Raw genomic sequence first — 21,644 nt, forward strand, 5'->3', positions numbered from 1 at the left:
AGAATCAAATATTATGAATCCGAACAAACGGTTACTTTCGCTTGATGTACTTCGGGGTATTACTGTTGCCGGGATGATCTTGGTCAACAATACAGGAAAGTGCGGGTATAACTTTGCCGCTTTTGCACATGCCAAGTGGGATGGCTTTTCGCCGGCCGATTTGGTATTCCCGATGTTTATGTTTCTGATGGGTATTTCGACCTACATCTCCTTGTGTAAGTATAACTTCCAGTGTCGACCGGCCATTGCGAAAATCATAAAAAGAAGTCTCTTATTAATATTTATAGGTCTGGTTATGGAGTGGTTCATTACATCAATCGATAGTGGTAACTATTTTGATTTGAGTCAGCTCCGGTTGATGGGAGTTATGCAACGGCTTGGGATTTGTTATGGTATTACAGCCTTATTAGCTGTAACAATACCGCATAAGCGGTTTATGCCATTAGCCATCATTTTGCTGGCTGTTTATTTTATTTTTCAGTTATTTGGAAACGGATTTGAGAAAAGTGCGGATAATATCGTCGGCATGATTGATTCGGCTATTTTAGGATCTAACCACATGTATCTTCAGGGCCGCCAGTTTGTCGATCCCGAAGGGATACTTAGTACGATTCCTGCTGTGTCTCAAGTGATGATCGGTTTTGTTTGCGGAAAGATAATCATTGACATTAAAGACAATGACCGCCGGATGCTGAATCTATTTCTTATAGGTACCACTCTGTTGTTTGTCGGCTATTTGTTAAGCTATGCCTGTCCTTTGAATAAACGTTTGTGGTCTCCTTCGTTCGTTTTGCTTACTTGCGGGATTGCGGCATTGTCATTGGCATTGTTGCTCTATATCATTGATGTGAAGCAGAATAAAAAGTGGTTTTCGTTTTTCGAAGCATTTGGAGCGAATCCGCTTGTAATTTATGTGTTTAGTTGCATAGCCGGAGGATTGCTTGTGCATTGGCATATCCATACGGCTGTATTCAATAATTTGCTTAACCCGTTATTCGGAAATTATTTCGGTTCATTTATGTACGGTGTATTTTTCCTGTTGTTCAATGGGCTGTTGGGATATATTTTGTTAAAAAGAAAAATCTATATAAAATTATAAATCAGAATGAAAAGAAAAAGTGTATACACGTGTCTGGTTATGCTGCTTATGTCGTTGGCTCTTCAGGCTAAAGACAAAGACGTAGCTGTTGCGGAAGCATTATTGAAACGTTTGCTGCCGTCATACATCGAGAGTTTTCAGTTTCAAAAGTTAAAAGGAGAGAAAGACTGCTTTACGATAGAGTCCGTAAAAGATAAAATTGTAATCGGTGGAAACAACGCCAATTCAATGGCGATGGGACTGAACCATTACTTGAAATATTACTGTCTCACTACAGTGTCATGGTATGCGGATATAGCCGTTGAAATTCCTGAAGAATTGCCGATGGTTGGTGAGAAGGTGGTTTCGGAAGCGAGAGTGGATACTCGCTTTTTCCTGAATTACTGCACGTATGGTTACACGATGCCTTGGTGGCAATGGAAAGAATGGGAACGTTTTATTGACTGGATGGCCCTTAATGGTATAAATATGCCTTTGGCAATTACCGGACAGGAAGCTGTGTGGTATAAAGTTTGGTCGAAAATGGGAATGTCGGACATCGAAATACGCTCTTACTTCACGGGACCGCCGTATCTGCCCTGGCATCGGATGGCTAACATAGATCGCTGGAACGGTCCGTTGCCGATGGAATGGCTGGAACACCAGGTAAGCTTGCAAAAAAAAATACTCGCACGTGAGCGTGAATTGAATATGAAGCCCGTATTACCAGCCTTCGCCGGACATGTACCTGCCGATTTAAAACGGATCTATCCCGAGGCCGATATTCAACATTTGGGCAAATGGGCCGGCTTTGCTGATGCATATCGTTGTAACTTTCTGAACCCTAACGATGCTTTGTTTGCGAAAATTCAGAAACTATTTCTTGATGAACAAAAAAAACTTTTCGGAACCGATCATATTTATGGTTTAGATCCTTTCAACGAGGTTGACCCGCCCAGTTTCGAACTCGAATATTTGCGGAAGATAGCATCGGATATGTACGCTACATTGACGGCTGCCGATCCCAAAGCCCAATGGATGCAAATGACGTGGATGTTTTATTTTGATAAAGATAAATGGACTTCCGAGCGAATGAAGGCTTTGCTGACAGGAGTGCCACAGAATAAAATGATATTACTTGATTATCATTGTGAAAATGTTGAATTATGGAAAAGAACAGAGCATTTTCATGATCAGCCCTATATTTGGTGTTATCTGGGCAATTTCGGGGGAAACACGACTTTGACAGGTAACGTCAAAGAAAGTGGCGAACGACTTGAGAATGCTCTCATTAACGGTGGAGGTAACCTTAAAGGAATCGGCTCTACGCTGGAAGGATTGGATGTGATGCAGTTTCCCTACGAATACATTCTTGAGAAAGCATGGAATCTGAATGTAGATGATGATAAATGGATTGAATGTCTGGCTGACAGACATGTGGGATGCGTGTCGCAGCCTGTGCGCGATGCTTGGAAACGATTATTCAATGACATTTATGTACAGGTGCCGCGCACATTGGGTACCTTACCCGGGTATCGCCCTGCATTGAATAGGAACAGTGAAAAACGGACAAGTAATGTGTACAGCAATGTTGAACTACTAGAGGTCTGGAGAAAATTGAATGAGGCACCTTCTGACCGGAGAGATGCTTTTCGCCTGGATTTGATTACTGTAGGCAGACAGGTGCTTGGAAACTACTTTCTTGATGTGAAAGTGGAGTTTGACAGGATGGTTGAAGCTAAAGACCATCAGGCTTTGAAAGCTTGTGGCGAGAAAATGAAAGAGATATTGAATGATTTGGATAAGCTGAATGCCTTTCATCCTTACTGTTCGTTGGATAAATGGATTGATGATGCACGGAAGATGGGGGATTCTCCCCAGTTGAAAGACTATTATGAAAAGAATGCTCGCAACTTGATTACTACTTGGGGTGGAAGCCTGAACGATTATGCCAGCCGTTCGTGGGCAGGACTGATAAGTGATTATTATGCAAAGCGCTGGGAGGTGTATATCAATACATTCATCAAAGCGGTCGGGGAAGGTGTAGAGGTGGATCAGAAGCAACTTGAAGATGAATTAAAAGAAATAGAAGAAGGTTGGGTAAATGCAACTGATCGGAAGGATACTCGAAAAGATGTTCATTCAACAACTGACGGATTATTATCATTCTCCACCTTTTTATTCAGCAAATATCAAAGACTGGTGAAATAAATAAGAGGCCTGTTTTATTTGTTGCTCGCGATTCATGCTATATCAGAAAGAATTAATATATTTGAAAATAAGGACTTAATATAATAAGTTTTTTATTTTCATATTTAAAATGATTAAGATGTCCCAGAAATACTCACAGGATGAAGCCCAAGCTTTGGTTAAGGCTCTGAAAGAGGGGAACCAGCTGGCATTTAGTATTGTATACAAGACGTATGCGGCGCAGACCTTTTCTTTGGCATTTAAATATTTGCTGAATAAAGAATTGGCTGAAGATGCTGTGCAGAACTTATTCTTAAAACTCTGGCTGAAAAAAGAAGAAATCGACGAGACAAAACCTATAAACAGATACCTTTTTACAATGTTGAAGAACGATCTGCTCAATACGTTGAGAGACTCAAAGAAAAATATCTATTTACTTGAGGATTGCCTTTCAATGGTTTTGGAATTGGAAGACAATTCTCAAAACGAAAACCTTAAACAAGAACAAATGAACATCATACAGCAAGCTCTTGAGCAACTTTCGCCACAACGCCGCAAGGTTTTTGAAATGAAAGTTTCGGGAAAATACTCCAATCAGGAAATAGCCGATAAACTTAATCTTTCGATCAATACAATTAAATTTCAATATAGCCAATCTTTGAAGCAGATTCGCGCGACAGTGGGAGAGCTTAGCCTATTGTTGCTTTATTGTATGATGTAGTTTTATCACTTTTTGCTGATATGGAACGTTCTTTTGAATTAACACGGTTTAACGTAGTCTGTATAATACTTTTTTGTAACAGTGTGTATTACTAATAGATATTGAAATATGAAATCAAAAAAGAAACATACAAATCAGGACTTTGAAGTAGTTGACGGCATCGGGAAATATATGGATGACGACATTCAGAGGATAATAGAAGGCAAACAGCTCGAATTGGGCGACAGAGAATTGCCTCCTTTTGATGAATATCGCATTTATAAGAATATTCAGGCAGCCGTGATGCGGGAAGAAAAACGAAAGAACAGGAGAATAAGGATGCCATTGTTCTTTAAGTGGACGGTAGCCTGTGCAATTGTTTTGCTAGTGATAGGTGTGGGATATAATTTCTATCAAAGTCATAATGAGGCAAACCTTGTTTATCGGGAGGTCTGTGCTGTAAGGGGGGAGAAGCTACTCGTATTACTTCCTGATGGTAGCCGGGTGTGGTTAAATGCCGATTCTAAATTGACCTATCCGGAACAGTTTGCAAAATACAACAGGAATGTTACGCTGGAAGGAGAGGCTTATTTTGAGATAGCAGAAAACAAGAAATCCCCTTTTCAGGTGCTTGCCGAGAATGTGAAAATACAAGTGACGGGAACGTGTTTCAATGTAAAAGCATACGCTTCGGATAAGGTAATCAAAACTACACTCGACGAAGGAAGTATAAATATCGGGCATATGCAAAGCCGCAGGCCTATGCAGCAAATGCTTCCCGGACAAACTGCAGTTTATGAAAAAAGGAGTAATGTAATAAAAATAAAAACTGATAGATATCACGATGATGCTTCGAGTTGGAAAAGCAACCGGCTTATTTTCAGAAATGCATCACTGAAAGAGGTGCTTACAACACTCTCGCGTCATTTTGATATAGAGATTACAGTTAAAAACGAAAAGATTGCTTCGTTTACGTACGACTTCGTTTGTAAAGGGAACGATTTGAACTATGTGTTGGAGGTGATGCAATCCATAACACCGGTTAGCTTTAAAAAAATATCAGAATATACATATACCGTTGAATAAGTAAACTTAATCTAATAACAAAAACAAATTTATGAAAGCACTTTTAAAGCCCATTGTATGGGTATGCCTTTTCTTCTTTGCGTATCAAAGTACGTATGCGCAGGCTCTTAAAATAATGAGCTATAATTGCCGGATGTCCGGGGAAATGACCGGTTACTCGGTGAAGGAGTATGCTGTATTTATCAGGAAATACAATCCGGATGTTGTAATGTTGCAAGAGATAGATTACAACACAAAAAGGAACAAAAATCAGGATTTCACCACTCAACTGGCTGCGGAGTTGGGATTGTTTTCCGTATTCGGGAAAGCGATGGATACTGGGGGGGGAGAATATGGAGTAGCTATCCTTTCAAAATATCCTTTTGTTTATATCAATAACAAAACTTTTGAAGGTATAGACGGAGCCAAAGAACCCCGGACGCTATTATATGTAGATATTCAGGAGCCGGGAACTTCAGACGTAATCAGGATAGGAACGACTCACTTGGATCATTCGACAGACCTGATAAGGAGTGCGATGGCCGAACAGATTAATGAGCGGATTGGTACGGGAGATACCCCGACACTGCTGGGGGGAGATTTTAATGCCCGGACCGACTCTAATGTGATTTGTGAGGTAATGAAGAATTGGCAGAGAATCTGCGATGATACATTCACCTATCCGGCAGATCAGCCGACAATCAAGATTGATTATATATTCGGACTTCCACAGAATAAGTGGAAAGTGAAATCGTTTAAAGTTTTATCTAATCCGGAGGTTTCTGACCATAGGGCTTTGTTTGCTGAAGTTGAATTTGTAAAATGAATGAAATATGAAATCAAACTATCTATATCTGCTATTTATATGTGTCATCTCTTGCCTGTTCGTTTCGTGTAGTGATGAGGATAATAAGGGAGAAGAAATTCCGGAATGGAACCGGTTCAGAACAACTAACGTATTGGTTTATGCGCACTTGTCAGAGCAAAATTTATTTAGCTCTTGCAGTTATAAAGAGGTGGCGTCATCTATCAGAAACACTGTTCATTCAGTGGCATTGCTGGACAGGACGAACGCTGTCTATGGGCAAACAGCAATCATAAATACGGGTACGGAGACTGCTAGAGAGAGCAAGAAAGTGCCGGTGTTTGTACCTGTCAGCTATAGTAACGGAGAGAAAAAGATAATCGGTAGTACGGTTCTTTTTCCTTCTACTATTTCCGAGATGACACAATATGTAGTAAAAAACGATTGCAGATATCTTGAAACAAAAACAGAAGCAGTGAACGGAATAGATATGCTCTTCTGTTCTGTATCATTAAATAGTGAAGACCTGATAGCTCCGGCTGTCGACGTTTTCAAGAAAAAGGTAAACGAACAGACGGTTCTGGTAGGCACTGTTAAACGTGCGTTATTGCCTAATCTTGAGTCGGCAATTACTTCTAACTTAACTTCTGATACCTATTCTTTTGTAGAAGTGGAAAATAGAAATAGAGACTCCGAGTATTGTATATTTGTCCTGACTTCACACAAATGGGTTTTTAGGGGGGGAACCGAAACAAGTGTAAGCGGAGATTTACATTGTTTTCAATTACAAATTGAATCTTTAAAATAAAAAATGAACGGTCATGAAGCAATATATCAAAAATATAATGATCCTGATACTTGCCCTTCCATGGGGTTTGTTGTTGACAAATTGTAGTGATAGTGAGTCCGATTATTCGGACGACAACGCATATCCGCCACCTACTGTAGAGCTCACTTCTCCTTCTGAAATAGATGTGGTGGAGTATAACTCGACGGTGACTGTATCTGCCAGAAGTTTCTCTGCTGTGGGTATACACAGTATATATGCTACCTTGTTGAAGATGGATGAAAATGGAGAATATGAAGAGATAAACGCGACTGAACGTCAACGTTTAAAGATAGATACCTTGCAAACTGATATGACACTTGAATTTGACTTGAATGTCAAGGTCAATACGCGTGAAGCAGCCGGGATACTGGTAACATCAACGGACGTTTTGACAAAAACGGCACAAAAGGTAATACCTATTAAAAAGATAACCAAACTTCCATCCCAGATATTTACCGAACCATCAGATTTCCCTGTTTTAGTACCCGATGAAGAGGTTTCTCTGTCTGTAGTGATTCGTTCAGCTGTGGGCATTAAGTCTATAAAACATACGTTGTGTAATAAAGTACTGGGTGACCTGAAGGAATATACGACTATTCCGGTATCAGGCAATCCGTTGGAAATGGAATTTATCCTGAAAACTGTCGTAGACAATAAAGAGACCAATGGAATCAAGATCGTGGTGGAAGATATAGAAGGGTTGAAAGAGGAAAAGATTATCAATGTCGAAGGTCTTGAGGGTGTTGACAATAATGTTGCGCTTGTTTTCAACGATATCGAAATGGCACCTGAATGGGAACATTCAACAGAACCGGATCAACCTTATATTTTCTCCATAGAGGGAATAATGATACGGGGTGTGCAGAAACATGTATTAAGCTTGAAGGAAATTAAAGGATATGGCTCAAAGGCAAATAGCGTAGACTTTGCTTTCATCAATATATGGAGAAATCCGAGCTTTGTTGCCGTTAAAAACAGAGGTTTCTCTTATGTCAGTGCGTCAAGAATTAATGGAGGGCCGATAGGGAGAGCTTATGATGTGAATGACTGGATCAAACCGGCAGGTGTTGCTACCAACAAAACGTTGTTTACTCTTATACCTGATGATAAGGTTACTGATCTTGGTATTGATGTGATGATGGCGAACGCGGCTTCGGACGTCAAGACTTTTGAGGCGTTGAATGTATTGGAAAGTATAGCTAAAGGAGGTGCCGATATGTTAATGCAAAGAGTCAATGCGTCTGATGGATATCCGAATGATCCTTGTAGTTTGCAGATAAAAGACGGTTCTTATATTGCCTTTGTTACTGCGGCGGGCAAATATGGTGTCATTCATGTCATTGAAGCCGCAAATGATACCGATGCGTTAGTTGCCGGAGGATGTAAAATAGCTACTCCTACAGGAGTGGTAGGAAGCCAGGGGCCAGCCTACTCGGGAGCTGGCATAACCGGACTCACCTATGACGGTGTGGCATTACTTTACGGACGTACCTGTAAGTTGAAAATTGTGGTTCAAAAGTAAGGTTATTATAAATTAAGGAATAAAGAACAATACATTTATATTTTGATGTAAAAGTAAAGAAAGGTCGGCTCATAAAAGAAAATGAGCCGGCCTTGTTTTTAGATGTTTCTTTAAATATTGGTTATAATAGTTTTGATGTTATCTCATTAATTTGCGTATCAAACACGAAAATATTATTTTCCTTTATGCTTTTTGCCGGAAAAGCTATAACTTCGAAGCACTTTTTAATTTGAATAATAAATGTTAGATTTGAAGCAGCTTACAACTGATGTATGCCGGATTGCTACCGAAGTTGGATGTTTTTTGAAAGAAGAACGAAAGAACTTCCGTCGTGAGCGTGTGGTGGAAAAACATGCACACGATTATGTGTCTTATGTGGATAAAGAATCTGAAGTGCGAGTGGTGAAAGCCCTTACTGCTTTATTGCCTGAAGCGGGATTCATTACAGAAGAAGGCTCTGCCACTTATCAGGATGAACCCTACTGTTGGGTGATTGACCCCTTGGATGGAACCACGAATTATATTCATGATGAGGCTCCTTATTGTGTGTCCATCGCTTTACGTAGCCGTACCGAACTTCTTTTAGGCGTCGTTTATGAGGTTTGCCGGGATGAATGTTTTTATGCCTGGAAAGGCGGAAAAGCGTTTATGAATGGCGAAGAAATTCATGTGTCGAACGTTGAAAACATCAAAGATGCATTCGTCATTACAGAATTGCCTTATAATCATCTGCAATATAAACAGACCGCTCTTCATCTCATCGATCAGCTTTATGGAGTAGTGGGTGGTATTCGAATGAATGGCTCGGCTGCTGCCGCAATCTGCTATGTGGCTATTGGACGTTTTGATGCATGGATGGAAGCATTTCTCGGAAAATGGGATTATTCTGCAGCGGCACTGATTGTTCAGGAGGCGGGAGGAAAGGTGACTGACTTTTATGGTGAGGATCATTTCATAGAAGGACATCATATTATCGCAACGAACGGGAATCTTCATCCTTTCTTTCAGAAGCTCCTGGCAGAAGTCCCTCCATTGAATATGTAGGTGCTATTGTAACTTCAAATTGCTATTATTATGAAACACACACTTCTTATCAAAGACTGGCTTAGTTCTTTCTTATCTTTGCTATTTCCCCATTGCTGCGTTGTTTGCGGCCGGCCGTTAGCAAAGGGTGAAGAATGTATCTGTACAGTATGTAATATCAATCTACCCCGTACTAATTATCATCTTCGAAAAGATAATCCGGTAGAACGGCTCTTCTGGGGACAAATCCCTTTGGAACGGGCTACTTCTTTTTTCTTTTATGAGAAAGGAAGCGACTTCCGGTTGATTCTTCATCGGTTGAAATATGGTGGACAAAAGGAAATAGGTGCAATTATGGGGCGGTATATGGCTGCCGAACTTTTGTCTTCCAATTTTTTTCAGGGAATTGATGTGATAATCCCCATACCGCTTCATAAGAAAAAACAGCAAATCCGTGGTTATAATCAGAGTGAGTGGATTGCCCGTGGTATTGCTGCTGTAACAGGAATCCCCATCGATACAGAATCAATATTACGTAAGAAAAATACGGAAACGCAAACGCGTAAATCTGTGTTTGAACGTCGGGATAATGTGGAAGGTATCTTCGAGCTTCAGCATCCCGAAACACTTGCAGGGAAACACATACTGATAGTTGATGATGTGTTGACCACTGGTTCTACTACTCTGGCATGTGCTTCCTGCCTAGTGAATGTGGAAGGAATACGGATTAGTATATTGACGTTGGCAACGGCTTAAATTTGTTTCAAGAATGTATAAAGGGCTTCTCAAAGATGACTTTTTATAAAAAAAACGAGATTGAGAACCGAATGAATTAATAATTTCTTATATTTGCACTGTCGTAGATCGACATGTTTTTATGTTTTTGAAGAAAAAAAGCGTTTAGCTGATTTCTGTGCAAGCGAAAAGTCGAAAATTCAAATGTGCACATGAAACAGTAAAATGCTCCTTGCGATATGCGGGGGGTGTTTCCTGTTTGTGCACATAGGGCTTCGACTCCCTCGCTTGCGGATAGGCAAATGCCCTACCGCTTTTTTTGTATATATAGGGTTTGTAATAGGGCGCAAACCATCATTTGTTATAAATGGAAAGAACAAAAAAGATATGCCCGCTTTCTCCTCAAAGCAATCGTGTGATTTGCTTGAGAATCCCCCTCTTGGCTGCATTGCCATACAATCAAGAAATCTCTGGCTGGACATCTCTTATGGTATTCTTTCCTTCTTTCATGTATATAAACCGATTTGAAATGAATGAAGATAGAGAAATAAACAGGTTCGGCTAAGACCCCAAGACGAGGTGGTTTATATCCAAACGGTAGGACTGCCTCGTCTATTTTTTCATTAAACAAATGAAGTGTCACGGCGAATCCATAGCAGCCAGTTGGTTGTGGTTTGCTATTTTTCGCCAAGATTTAATGTTATTTAAACTTTAAAGGCAAGTCAAATGGGACAGAGTGGTGTCTGACGGCTAAAAGGTCGAAAACATTACATTTATGTGTAACTACTTGCCTTTATCAAGAAACGATGAGGTACGACCAGTATCAGAGGGGGACTAATGGATTTATCCGGGAGGTTCCCCTTATTCTTTCGTCTTTGTTCTCAAACTGATCCCCAAATCCCCAATATTCAGACTAAGCCGCCGTTTTCAAACTGAACCGCTGTCTTTGGAGTAGTAGCAAATCAGCGGGGATAAATTTTAGATTAGTCCGAAAAATCGGGGAACAGTTTAAAAGTTTGGGTAATGTGCTTCAGGGCAGCCTATACCAAAAAAGTTCGTTCCTGCACAGTTTTGAGCTAAACGGATGCATGCCTCGCCACCGTATCTCCGTTAGGTGTGCCAATAAGACTTTTTTAATTGCCCAAACAAATTATCTTTATTGCCTAGTCAGATTATCTCAATTAGCTACTTTTACTTCGTCCCACTATAATGGAACGCAAAAGTAACTATAGTGTCCCTTACGTTCTACTATAGTTTCCCGTAAAGAACACTATAGTGGAACGAAATAAAAATAGCAAGTGGAACGAATCTGGATAGGCAAACGGATAAATAGAAATGCCCAATTAAAATCATTTCCTATGAATAGACGATTCGACTCATTCCATATGGGTTTTGAACAATTCGATGCTCTTTTCTATAACATGTTCAATTCTTCCAGCTCCTTTACTTTTCTTCTGTATTGCCGATAAACAAGGAGTTTGCAGGTGAATAGCCGCCCCTTCACCTTCTCTTCATCGTGAATCAAGTCAAATTGCTACTTTCAGATTCCACCATTGAGCAAGATTAGTAAAGCTATTTTGTAATTAGTTTCAACCCTATTTGAAACTAGATGTTTCTCGGTGTGAAACGGATTGTTTCAAGCCTTAAAACAATTTTTGAAACTAATCGCTACAGGAGAAGAGATGGTGAAGTTGTTACCCTTCACCCGCAAATTCCTTGTTTATCGGAGAGACAGAGAAAAGATGAAGGGGGACATGGAAAAATGGAAAATAAATATCCAATAAGAGAATTTATTCGATTCTGTTGTGATTCAATACCACACCGGTTAATCACTATTTAATTCCTTTTTGTACCGATATGATGTACCTACTTTTAGAGATATGGTTGTTCTGAGCCAAATCCCACAAGATATATTATTAGTCCTTTGGATGATAAGAAAGGTGAATAAATAGAAAAGCCACCCTTCTAGGTGGCTTCTTTTTTGCTCTTCCTCTTGGACTTGAACCAAGGACCCTCTGATTAACAGTCAGATGCTCTAACCGACTGAGCTAAGGAAGAATGTTTGCAATCAAGATTTTCAACTTTGCTCTTCCTCTTGGACTTGAACCAAGGACCCTCTGATTAACAGTCAGATGCTCTAACCGACTGAGCTAAGGAAGAATGTTTTTCTCAATTGCGATGCAAAAGTACTAGGTTTTTTTGAAATATGCAATATCTTTGCAAAAAAAATATTAGGAATGGACAAAATAATAGGATTGGGCAACGCCCTGGTAGACGTACTCGCAACCCTGAAGGATGATACTCTTTTGGATGAAATGGGTTTACCCAAAGGAAGCATGCAGCTCATCGATGACGCTAAGTTACAGCAGATTAACACAAAATTTTCACAGATGAAAACTCACTTGGCAACAGGCGGATCAGCAGGAAATGCCATCCTCGGACTGGCTTGTTTGGGTGCTGGAACAGGGTTTATCGGAAAAGTGGGAAATGATAATTATGGAGAATTTTTTCGTGAAAATCTGCAGAAAAATAAGATTGAAGACAAATTATTGACCTCGGATCGACTGCCTTCCGGTGTGGCATCCACTTTTATTTCACCGGATGGAGAGCGCACTTTCGGAACCTATCTGGGAGCAGCGGCTTCTTTGAGAGCAGAGGAACTGACCTTGGATATGTTTAAAGGTTACGCGTACCTATTTATAGAAGGCTATCTTGTTCAGGACCACGAAATGATTCTTCACGCCATTGAACTGGCTAAAGAAGCCGGTTTGCAGATTTGTCTCGATATGGCTAGTTATAACATTGTGGCTAATGATCTGGAATTCTTCACCTTGTTAATAAACAAATATGTCGACATTGTCTTTGCAAACGAAGAGGAAGCGAAAGCCTTTACCGGCAAGGAGCCGGAGGAAGCTTTGAGAGTGATTGCCAAGAAATGCAGTATTGCTATCGTAAAAGTCGGGGCAAAGGGTTCTTATATCCGCAAAGGGACAGAAGAAATAAAGGTTTCGGCCATTTCGGTTCAAAAAGTGGTAGATACTACCGGTGCCGGTGATTATTTTGCTTCCGGATTCTTATACGGATTGACTTGCGGATATTCGTTGGATAAATGTGCAAAAATAGGTTCTATTCTCTCGGGAAATGTTATTCAGGTAATCGGAACAACGATACCACAGGAACGCTGGGATGAAATTAAGTTAAATATTAACAGGATTCTGGCGGAATAACAAAGGATTGAGCTACTTTTACGACTCATTTAGATTGAAAGAGGTATGAAAAAATTGCTGAACAGGCAGATAGCTATTGTTGCAGTAGCGGTGATAGCCACAGTTGCTTTCTTTAGTTTCAAGAGTGGAGACGACCGTAATTTCCAGATTGCAAAGAATCTGGATATATTTAATGCGATTGTGAAAGAACTGGATATGTTCTATGTAGATACCATTGATCCGAATAAAACGATTCGGGAAGGAATCGATAATATGCTTTATACGCTGGATCCTTATACGGAATATTTCCCGGAAGAAGATCAGAGTGAACTGGAGCAGATGATTAAAGGATCATTTGGTGGGATGGGTTCTTACATTGCTTATAATACGAAACTAAAACGTTCGATGATTTCTGAACCTTTTGAGGGAACGCCTGCTGCAAAAGCCGGTCTGAAAGCGGGAGATATACTGATGGAGATTGACGGACAGGATCTTGCCGGTAAGAATAATGCGGAAGTCAGCCAGATGTTACGCGGACAGGCAGGTACCAGTTTTAAGCTAAAGATTGAGCGCCCGAATGAGAAAGGTGGACGTACGCCGATGGAGTTCACGATTGTACGTGAGTCTATTCAGAATCCGGCGATTCCTTATACTGCCGTATTGGATAATAATGTAGGTTACATTAGCCTTAGCACTTTTTCCGGCAACCCTTCCAAAGAGTTTAAGAAAGCATTTCTGGATTTGAAGAAACAGGGAGCTACTTCGTTGGTGATAGACCTCCGTAGTAATGGCGGTGGATTGCTGGATGAAGCAGTAGAAATTGCGAATTATTTCTTGCCGCGTGGAAAGGTGATTGTAACGACCAAAGGGAAAATCAAACAAGCTAGTAACACTTATAAGACATTGCGCGAGCCGTTGGACTTGGATATTCCGATTGCGGTATTGGTAAATAGTGGAACCGCTTCTGCTTCCGAAATCTTATCAGGTTCTCTGCAGGATCTCGACCGTGCCGTTATAGTTGGTAACCGTACCTTCGGAAAAGGACTGGTACAGGTTCCCCGCTCTTTGCCTTATGGCGGAACGATGAAAGTGACTACCTCTAAATATTATATTCCAAGTGGCCGTTGTGTACAGGCTATTGACTACAAGCATCGTAATGAAGATGGAAGTGTAGGAACCATTCCTGATAGTTTGACTAAGGTATTCCATACGGCTGCCGGACGTGAAGTACGCGACGGAGGTGGTGTAATGCCGGATATTGTTATCAAACAGGAGAAATTACCGAATATCCTCTTCTATCTGGTACGCGATAATCTGATTTTCGATTATGCAACGCAGTATTGTTTGAAACATCCTACCATCGTTGCTCCGGAGGAGTTTGAGGTGACAGATGCCGATTATAATGATTTTAAAGCGTTGGTGAAGAAAGCCGACTTCAAATATGACCAGCAAAGCGAGAAAATTCTGAAAACGTTGAAAGAAGCTGCCGAGTTTGAAGGGTATATGGATGATGCTTCAGAGGAGTTCAAAGCACTTGAAAAGAAGTTGAACCATGATCTTGATCGCGACTTGGATTATTTCTCATCTGATATAAAGAAGATGATTGCTACTGAAATTATCAAGCGTTACTATTACCAACGTGGTAATATCATCCAGCAGTTGAAGGATGATGACGGTTTGAAGGAAGCGATGAAAATTCTGAATGATCCGGTGAAATATAAAGAAATGCTTAGTGCTCCGGCTGCTAAGGAATAAATAAATATATTTCAAACATAGATATATGCGGAAAACGCGGTTTTGTTACCAACAAGCCGCGTTTTCTGTATATCTATATTTAATTGTAAAAGTCCTGTAAGGTCATGCCCGGACACTGATATTTGTGTCCTTAATCGATCTTTATTGACGAACCAAAGGCAGGGTAAAATAGAATCTGCTTCCCTGGCCTTCCTGAGAGCGCAACCAGATACGTCCACCCATCTTCTCTACTAACATTCTGCAAAGAGTTAATCCCAATCCTGTTCCCTGAACAAAATCGTTGACCTTTCCAAAGCGCCGGAAAATTGTGGCAATTCTTGCTGCCGGAATGCCGATGCCGCTATCTTTAACGTAGAACTCTACAAAATCCTCCTTTTCCCGATAGCCGAAATGAATTTCTCCTTTCGGGGTAAACTTCGTAGCGTTACTAAGCAAGTTACTTATAATTTGTATGATGCGATTCCAGTCTCCCGAAGTATACATGTCCGTATTTACGTCGTCCAAAATAAGTTTGACACCGTTTTGCGTCTTATGACAGAATTGTTGTTCCAGCTGCAGGCAGATATCTATTAATTTGATCGGGCGGATATTGAATTTTAGAGAATCAGCTTCAAGTGATGCTAGATCCAGAATATCATTGAATAGATTCAGCAGCATTTCCGAATTTCGTTCGATGATTTCCGAATATTGATTCTTCTCTTCTGCAGATGTTGCGTAAGTGATTAGTTTGGAGAATCCTACAATGGCATTGAGTGGGGTACGTATTTCATGACTCATGTTTGCCAGAAAAGCAGATTTCAGCCGGTCCGACTCTTCCGCTTTGATTCTGGCAGCCTTTAGTTCTTTCTGTTGCTGGGCATTCGTCTGTTCCGCCTCCCATTGTTGGGATATATCACGGCACATACACAACAGATACTCTTTATCCAAAGGAAAGATACGGTTTTCGTAGTGATGTAAAACACCATCCAACATAAGATCGTGTCTGGCTGTTGAACTTTCTCCTGTGAGAATCACCTTATCCATATTCTTGCGGACACTTTCATAAGCTTCTTTGGGCAGAATGTCTTTTACGTTAGTGGTAGTGATATTGTTGGGGCTGATACCTTCTACGTGATTAGTTGCCGGAGAAGAAGCAAGCTCTATGATATTGGCGTCATGGTCGAAGACGGTGAGCATGTCAGGAAGAGCATCCAGTATCCGGGTACTATATTTATCACGAAAACGTTCTTTGGAAGGAGAGGAAGAATCAGAAGAAGAATGAGAGGAAAGAAAATCTATTTTCTTCTCTAATTGTTCGATTATTTCCAAAAGATCTTCCTTTGTTTTGTTTTCGTAATTTCTCATAGAAGATTCGTTATTATTCATTAGAATGTTGTAGAAGTTGTTTTATCTGTTGCAAATATAAAACAATATTCCGAGATGCTGACAGCCTCCCTAGTTATTATAATATAAAAAAAACGGATAGCTTTTGCCCTACTAATCAGAATGTTCTATCTTTGCATCCATTATATATAAATGATTTACAATATGTCTACAGAATTATTCTCTACTCTGCCCTATAAGGTGGCAGATATTACACTTGCTGATTTCGGACGCAAGGAAATCGATTTGGCAGAAAAAGAAATGCCCGGCCTGATGGCTCTTCGCGAAAAGTATGGAGAATCCAAACCGTTAAAAGGTGCCCGCATTATGGGGTCGTTGCACATGACCATTCAAACGGCTGTGCTGATTGAAACATTAGTGGCTTTAGGAGCTGAAGTACGTTGGTGCTCTTGTAATATATATTCAACGCAGGATCATGCTGCTGCTGCGATAGCTGCTGCCGGTGTACCGGTATTTGCATGGAAGGGCGAGACTCTTGCCGATTATTGGTGGTGCACGTTGCAGGCATTGAGCTTTGACGGCGGCAAGGGACCGAATGTGATTGTAGATGATGGTGGTGACGCGACAATGATGATCCACGTGGGTTATGATGCTGAAAATAATGCTGCCGTATTGGATAAGGAAGTACACGCGGAGGATGAAATAGAACTGAATGCTATCTTGAAGAAAGTGTTGGCAGAAGACAGTACTCGCTGGCATCGCGTAGCGGAAGAAGTGCGTGGCGTATCTGAAGAGACTACGACAGGCGTACACCGTTTGTATCAGATGCAGGAAGAAGGCAAATTGCTGTTCCCGGCATTCAATGTAAACGACTCGGTAACGAAATCTAAGTTTGATAATCTGTACGGTTGCCGCGAATCGTTGGCCGACGGAATCAAGCGTGCAACAGATGTGATGATTGCCGGAAAAGTAGTAGTGGTATGCGGTTATGGTGATGTGGGTAAAGGCTGTTCTCACTCCATGCGTTCTTATGGAGCGCGGGTGCTCGTGACGGAGGTAGACCCGATCTGTGCACTGCAGGCTGCAATGGAAGGTTTCGAAGTAGTGACGATGGAAGAGGCTTGTCTGGAAGGTAACATCTTTGTGACTACGACAGGTAATATCGATATTATCCGTATCGACCACATGGAGAAAATGAAAGACCAGGCTATCGTTTGCAACATCGGCCATTTCGATAATGAAATTCAGGTAGATGCTTTGAAACATTATCCGGGCATCAAATGTGTGAACATCAAACCACAAGTAGACCGTTATTATTTCCCGGATGGACATAGCATTATCTTGTTGGCCGACGGTCGTCTGGTAAATCTGGGATGTGCAACAGGACACCCGTCATTCGTGATGAGTAATTCATTTACCAATCAGACATTGGCGCAGATAGAACTGTTCAACAAGAAATATGATATCAATGTATATCGCTTGCCGAAGCATCTGGACGAGGAAGTGGCTCGCCTGCATCTTGAAAAGATCGGTGTGAAACTGACTAAGCTGACTCCCGAACAGGCCGCTTATATTGGTGTATCGGTGGATGGACCTTATAAAGCAGATCATTATAGATACTAATTTGATTTACGATTAGACGATTTACCATTTACGATTGATAAATAAGGGAGATCGATATTCCACTGTTATCAATTGTAAATGTTAGATTGTCCGGTCGTATTTATTTTTATATTCAAACTTCAATCGTAAATAGTAAATCGTGTCATCGTAAATGAAAAAGTTTCTTCCTGACTTAATAGCCATTCTGGCTTTTATCATTCTTTCTTTCGCCTATTTTTTTCCGGCTGATATCGAAGGTCGTATCTTGTTTCAGCATGACACGGCTGCCGGAGTCGGTGCAGGACAAGAATCGAAAGAGTATCTCGAGCGTACCGGAGAACGTACGCGCTGGACAAACTCGATTTTTGGAGGTATGCCTACTTATCAGATGTCTCCGAGTTACGACTCGACAACGTCCCTGAAAGGGGTGGAGAAGGTTTATCGCCTCTTTCTCCCGGATTATGTAGTGCTGACTTTTATCATGATGCTGGGATTCTATATCCTCTTGCGGGCGTTTGGAATATCGGCCTGGCTGGCAGGATTAGGCGGAGTGATATGGGCATTCTCTTCCTATTTCTTCATTCTGATACCGGCAGGGCATATTTGGAAGTTTGTGACATTGGCTTATATACCACCTACGATTGCAGGTGTCGTTCTGGCTTACCGGAAGAAATACCTGTTGGGCGGAATCGTTACGGCCCTGTTCATCGCCCTTCAGATTCAGTCGAATCACATTCAGATGAGCTATTATTTCATGTTTGTGATCCTGTTTTTTGTAGGAGCTTACTTTGAAGATGCTTACAAAAAGAAAGAATTGCCTCATTTCTTCAAGGCTAGCGGGGTTTTAGCACTGGCTGCCGTGGTAGGAGTCTGCATCAATATTTCCAATCTGTATCATACGTATGAATATAGTAAGGAGACGATGCGCGGCAAGAGCGAATTGAAGCAGGAGGGAGCTGCTGCCAGTCAGACTAGTAGCGGATTGGATCGTGATTATATAACCAACTGGAGTTATGGTATCGGTGAAACGTTGACGTTGCTGGTTCCGAATGTAAAGGGGGGAGGATCAGGATCTACGATGTCACAGAGCGAAGCTGCTATGGCAAAGGCCAATCCAATGTATAACGGTATTTACTCACAGTTACCTCAATATTTCGGTGAGCAGCCGTGGACAGCCGGTCCGGTATATGTGGGGGCATTTGTGATGTTCCTCTTTGTATTGGGGTGCTTTATAGTGAAAGGTCCTCTTAAATGGGCGCTGCTGGGAGCTACTATCTTCTCGATTCTGCTTTCATGGGGAAAGAATTTCATGGGGCTGACGGACTTCTTTATCGATTATGTCCCGATGTATAATAAGTTCCGCGCTGTATCTTCTATTCTGGTAATAGCTGAATTTACAATACCTTTGTTGGCGATTTTTGCCTTGAAAGAGATTTTGAGTAAACCGGATATGCTGAAACAGGAAAAGAACTGCAGAGGAGTGATTGCTGCGTTGGTACTAACTGCCGGTGTGGCACTCATTTTAGCTGTCGCCCCGGGCACTTTCTTCTCCAGCTTTATAACGACACAGGAGATGACTGCTTTGAAACAAGCACTTCCTGCCGAACATTTGGCTCCGTTTGTGGCCAATCTGACTGAAATGCGCGAAGCCATTATTGCTTCGGATGCATGGCGCAGCTTCTTTATTATAGTGATCGGTTGCCTGTTCTTATTCTTGTATCAACTGCGGAAGTTGAAAGCCTCTTTTACACTGGCGGGTATTGCACTTTTGTGTCTGATAGATATGTGGAGTGTCAATAAACGCTATTTGAATGACGAACAGTTCGTGCCGAAGTCGAAGCGGTCAGAAGCATTCGTGAAAACACAGGCGGATGAGATTATTCTTCAGGATACGACTCCGAATTATCGTGTACTGAACTTCATCGGTTTCCCCGGTAATACATTTAATGAAAACAATACAGCATATTGGCATAAGAGTGTCGGTGGCTATCATGCAGCGAAACTTCGCCGCTATCAGGAAATGATAGACCATCACATCGTGCCCGAAATGAAAGAAACTTATCAGGCTGTGGCTACTGCCGGTGGACAGATGGACAGTGTGGATGCTTCTAAATTCCGTGTACTGAATATGCTGAATACCAAATACTTCATTTTCCCTGCCGGAGAGCAAGGGCAGGCTGTTCCTGTCATGAATCCTTATGCATACGGTAATGCATGGTTCGTAGATAAGGTGCAGTATGTAAATAATGCAAATGAAGAAATAGATGCTTTGAACGATATTCTTCCAACGGAAACAGCCGTAGTGGATGTGAAGTTTAAAGAACAGCTGAAAGGTGTGACAGAAGGATATAAAGATTCACTATCTACCATCCAGTTAACCAGTTACGAGCCAAATCGTTTGGTTTATAAGGCCTCCACTCCTAAAGACGGAGTTGTTGTTTTCTCTGAAATATATTATCCGGGATGGCAGGTGAATATCGATGGCCAGCCGGTGGATATTGCCCGTGCAGACTATATCTTGCGTGCGATAAATATGCCGGCAGGGGAACATACCATCGAGATGTGGTTTGATCCGCAAAGCATACACGTCACGGAAAGTATTGCTTATGCAGCACTGGCTTTGTTGCTGATCGGAGTTATGGTTCTTGCGTGGACGCAGCGGAGCAAGATAGCGAAGAAGTCTTAAGCGAAATGTAATAGAGATCGTTCAAAAGCCTTGATCTTATAAAAATCACCTTTGCTGCAACATATTGTGCAGTAAAGGTGATTTTCTTTTTAGGGACTTTTCAAACTCATATCAAATAAGGGCGGCTCTCTTCCTCACGAAGAGAGCCGCTACTTTACATTCACTAAAAAATTATGAAAAACAAACGCTGTTCATAGAAACATATTAAGTGTGATGTTTTAGAGATTTTTTTGTTCAAAATCCGGACCCTTGTCAGGATGATTATCTTTGTGCATTCTTCTTTGAGAAGCTTTTTTACGTGCGGAATTTTGTTCGGCCTGCCATTTCTCATACTGTTCTTTTGTCAGAATCTTTTTTATTTTCTTTTCTTTGGTTTCTGCGGCTTTCTTTTGTGAGTCGGCAGAATTGGTATCTCTGTTCATCATCGGACCACCTCCCATTCTGCCCGGGAAACCACCTTCTCCCATCATTGGCGGTTGGCCTCCACCCATTGGCGGACGTCCTCCCCGCATACCGGGACCTTCTCCCATTGGTGGGCGATAGTCATCCGAATTTTGCATAGCCTTGAAAAATGCTTTTTGCTCTTTCAGGTTCAGCTTATATATTTTCTTATATTGTTTATCTGTCAGTTGGAGCAACTTATTCATTTGCTCTGTCATCTGGATTGCTACCTTCTCTGGATTCAGAACTTTGCGTGGAAGATGCTTTTCTTGTTGCTGCCTTTCTTGCGGCTCATAGGCTTCTTGTGCATTTATAAAACCTGCACAACATGTTAAGCTGACTGCCAATCCTATCAATTTCATGTTTTTTCTCATTTCTCTTACTGCTTTTATTTGTTTTAATATCTCAAAGCTAAGTAGATACTGGAGCAGATAAAAATAAAATCGACTAAGGGTGGAGATTTGTCTATCAAATGCCTGACTTTTCTTCGTCCGATGGGTTTATGCTATTATGCTTTAGGATGGAGGAAGGTTCCCCGCCTTGAAACTACAACAGTAACCTATTACCATACTGAATATACGATGAATAAAGGGTTTGATAATATAGGTGATAGGTTGAAAGAGGATTCTTGTTTTTATCTATGAGAGTGACTGTCCATTCATTTACCCATTGAAAAAGGAAAAT

General features: G+C 41.1%; 15 protein-coding genes and 2 tRNA genes. 13 read left to right on the forward strand and 4 right to left on the reverse strand.

Annotated features, from left to right (window positions below):
• Positions 1–13 precede the first annotated feature (13 nt).
• The 9 genes from KSX81_RS13895 to KSX81_RS13935 all read left to right on the forward strand — a co-directional run bounded on the left by KSX81_RS13895 (position 14) and on the right by KSX81_RS13935 (position 9,968).
• Positions 14–1,099, forward strand: coding sequence for an acyltransferase family protein (locus tag KSX81_RS13895; protein WP_217725525.1), 1,086 nt, complete (start codon positions 14–16; stop codon positions 1,097–1,099).
• 6 nt (positions 1,100–1,105) lie between these two features.
• Entirely contained in the window at positions 1,106–3,289 is a 2,184-nt protein-coding gene (locus KSX81_RS13900; protein ID WP_217725526.1) for an alpha-N-acetylglucosaminidase, read from the forward strand.
• A gap of 118 nt (positions 3,290–3,407) precedes the next feature.
• A complete protein-coding gene (locus KSX81_RS13905) occupies positions 3,408–3,989 on the forward strand; it encodes an RNA polymerase sigma factor (RefSeq protein WP_004317492.1) in 582 nt (193 codons plus the stop codon).
• Positions 3,990–4,097: 108 nt separating this feature from the next.
• Complete coding sequence (locus KSX81_RS13910; RefSeq protein ID WP_004296440.1) at positions 4,098–5,054, forward strand: FecR family protein; 957 nt, start codon at positions 4,098–4,100, stop codon at positions 5,052–5,054.
• A gap of 31 nt (positions 5,055–5,085) precedes the next feature.
• Complete coding sequence (locus KSX81_RS13915) at positions 5,086–5,859, forward strand: endonuclease/exonuclease/phosphatase family protein (protein ID WP_004296439.1); 774 nt, start codon at positions 5,086–5,088, stop codon at positions 5,857–5,859.
• A gap of 7 nt (positions 5,860–5,866) precedes the next feature.
• Positions 5,867–6,646, forward strand: a complete 780-nt coding sequence (locus KSX81_RS13920) for a hypothetical protein (RefSeq protein ID WP_217725527.1) — start codon at positions 5,867–5,869, stop codon at positions 6,644–6,646.
• A gap of 13 nt (positions 6,647–6,659) precedes the next feature.
• Positions 6,660–8,189, forward strand: coding sequence for a hypothetical protein (locus KSX81_RS13925; protein ID WP_217725528.1), 1,530 nt, complete (start codon positions 6,660–6,662; stop codon positions 8,187–8,189).
• Between the two features lie 240 nt (positions 8,190–8,429).
• On the forward strand, positions 8,430–9,233 hold the full coding sequence (locus KSX81_RS13930; RefSeq protein WP_004296435.1) for an inositol monophosphatase family protein: 804 nt from the start codon (positions 8,430–8,432) through the stop codon (positions 9,231–9,233).
• Between the two features lie 30 nt (positions 9,234–9,263).
• Positions 9,264–9,968 (forward strand): ComF family protein, encoded by a 705-nt coding sequence (locus KSX81_RS13935; protein WP_004296434.1) that lies wholly within the window; start codon positions 9,264–9,266, stop codon positions 9,966–9,968.
• Between the two features lie 1,963 nt (positions 9,969–11,931).
• Here the strand turns inward: KSX81_RS13935 and KSX81_RS13940 are convergent.
• Positions 11,932–12,005 (reverse strand) — tRNA-Asn (locus KSX81_RS13940).
• A gap of 28 nt (positions 12,006–12,033) precedes the next feature.
• Positions 12,034–12,107 (reverse strand) — tRNA-Asn (locus KSX81_RS13945).
• Positions 12,108–12,184: 77 nt separating this feature from the next.
• On the opposite strand from KSX81_RS13945, the gene KSX81_RS13950 reads away from it, so the two are divergent.
• Positions 12,185–13,174, forward strand: a complete 990-nt coding sequence (locus KSX81_RS13950; RefSeq protein WP_004296430.1) for an adenosine kinase — start codon at positions 12,185–12,187, stop codon at positions 13,172–13,174.
• A gap of 45 nt (positions 13,175–13,219) precedes the next feature.
• Complete coding sequence (locus KSX81_RS13955) at positions 13,220–14,908, forward strand: S41 family peptidase (RefSeq protein WP_004296429.1); 1,689 nt, start codon at positions 13,220–13,222, stop codon at positions 14,906–14,908.
• Positions 14,909–15,049: 141 nt separating this feature from the next.
• Here KSX81_RS13955 and KSX81_RS13960 read toward each other — a convergent pair whose 3' ends face one another.
• The gene (locus tag KSX81_RS13960) at positions 15,050–16,252 is read right to left on the reverse strand and encodes a PAS domain-containing protein (protein WP_004323123.1); all 1,203 of its coding nucleotides are present in this window, start codon (positions 16,250–16,252) and stop codon (positions 15,050–15,052) included.
• 183 nt (positions 16,253–16,435) lie between these two features.
• Here KSX81_RS13960 and ahcY point away from each other — a divergent pair, with 183 nt between their 5' ends.
• The gene (gene ahcY, locus KSX81_RS13965) at positions 16,436–17,854 is read left to right on the forward strand and encodes an adenosylhomocysteinase (protein WP_004302401.1); all 1,419 of its coding nucleotides are present in this window, start codon (positions 16,436–16,438) and stop codon (positions 17,852–17,854) included.
• 151 nt (positions 17,855–18,005) lie between these two features.
• Complete coding sequence (locus KSX81_RS13970) at positions 18,006–20,519, forward strand: YfhO family protein (protein ID WP_004296426.1); 2,514 nt, start codon at positions 18,006–18,008, stop codon at positions 20,517–20,519.
• Positions 20,520–20,737: 218 nt separating this feature from the next.
• On the opposite strand, the gene KSX81_RS13975 is transcribed toward KSX81_RS13970, so the two are convergent.
• Positions 20,738–21,334, reverse strand: coding sequence for a hypothetical protein (locus KSX81_RS13975; protein ID WP_004296425.1), 597 nt, complete (start codon positions 21,332–21,334; stop codon positions 20,738–20,740).
• Positions 21,335–21,644 lie beyond the last annotated feature (310 nt).

The sequence above is a fragment of the Bacteroides sp. MSK.18.37 genome (assembly GCF_019129155.2).
In the GTDB taxonomy this organism is placed as follows: Bacteria; Bacteroidota; Bacteroidia; order Bacteroidales; family Bacteroidaceae; genus Bacteroides; species Bacteroides ovatus.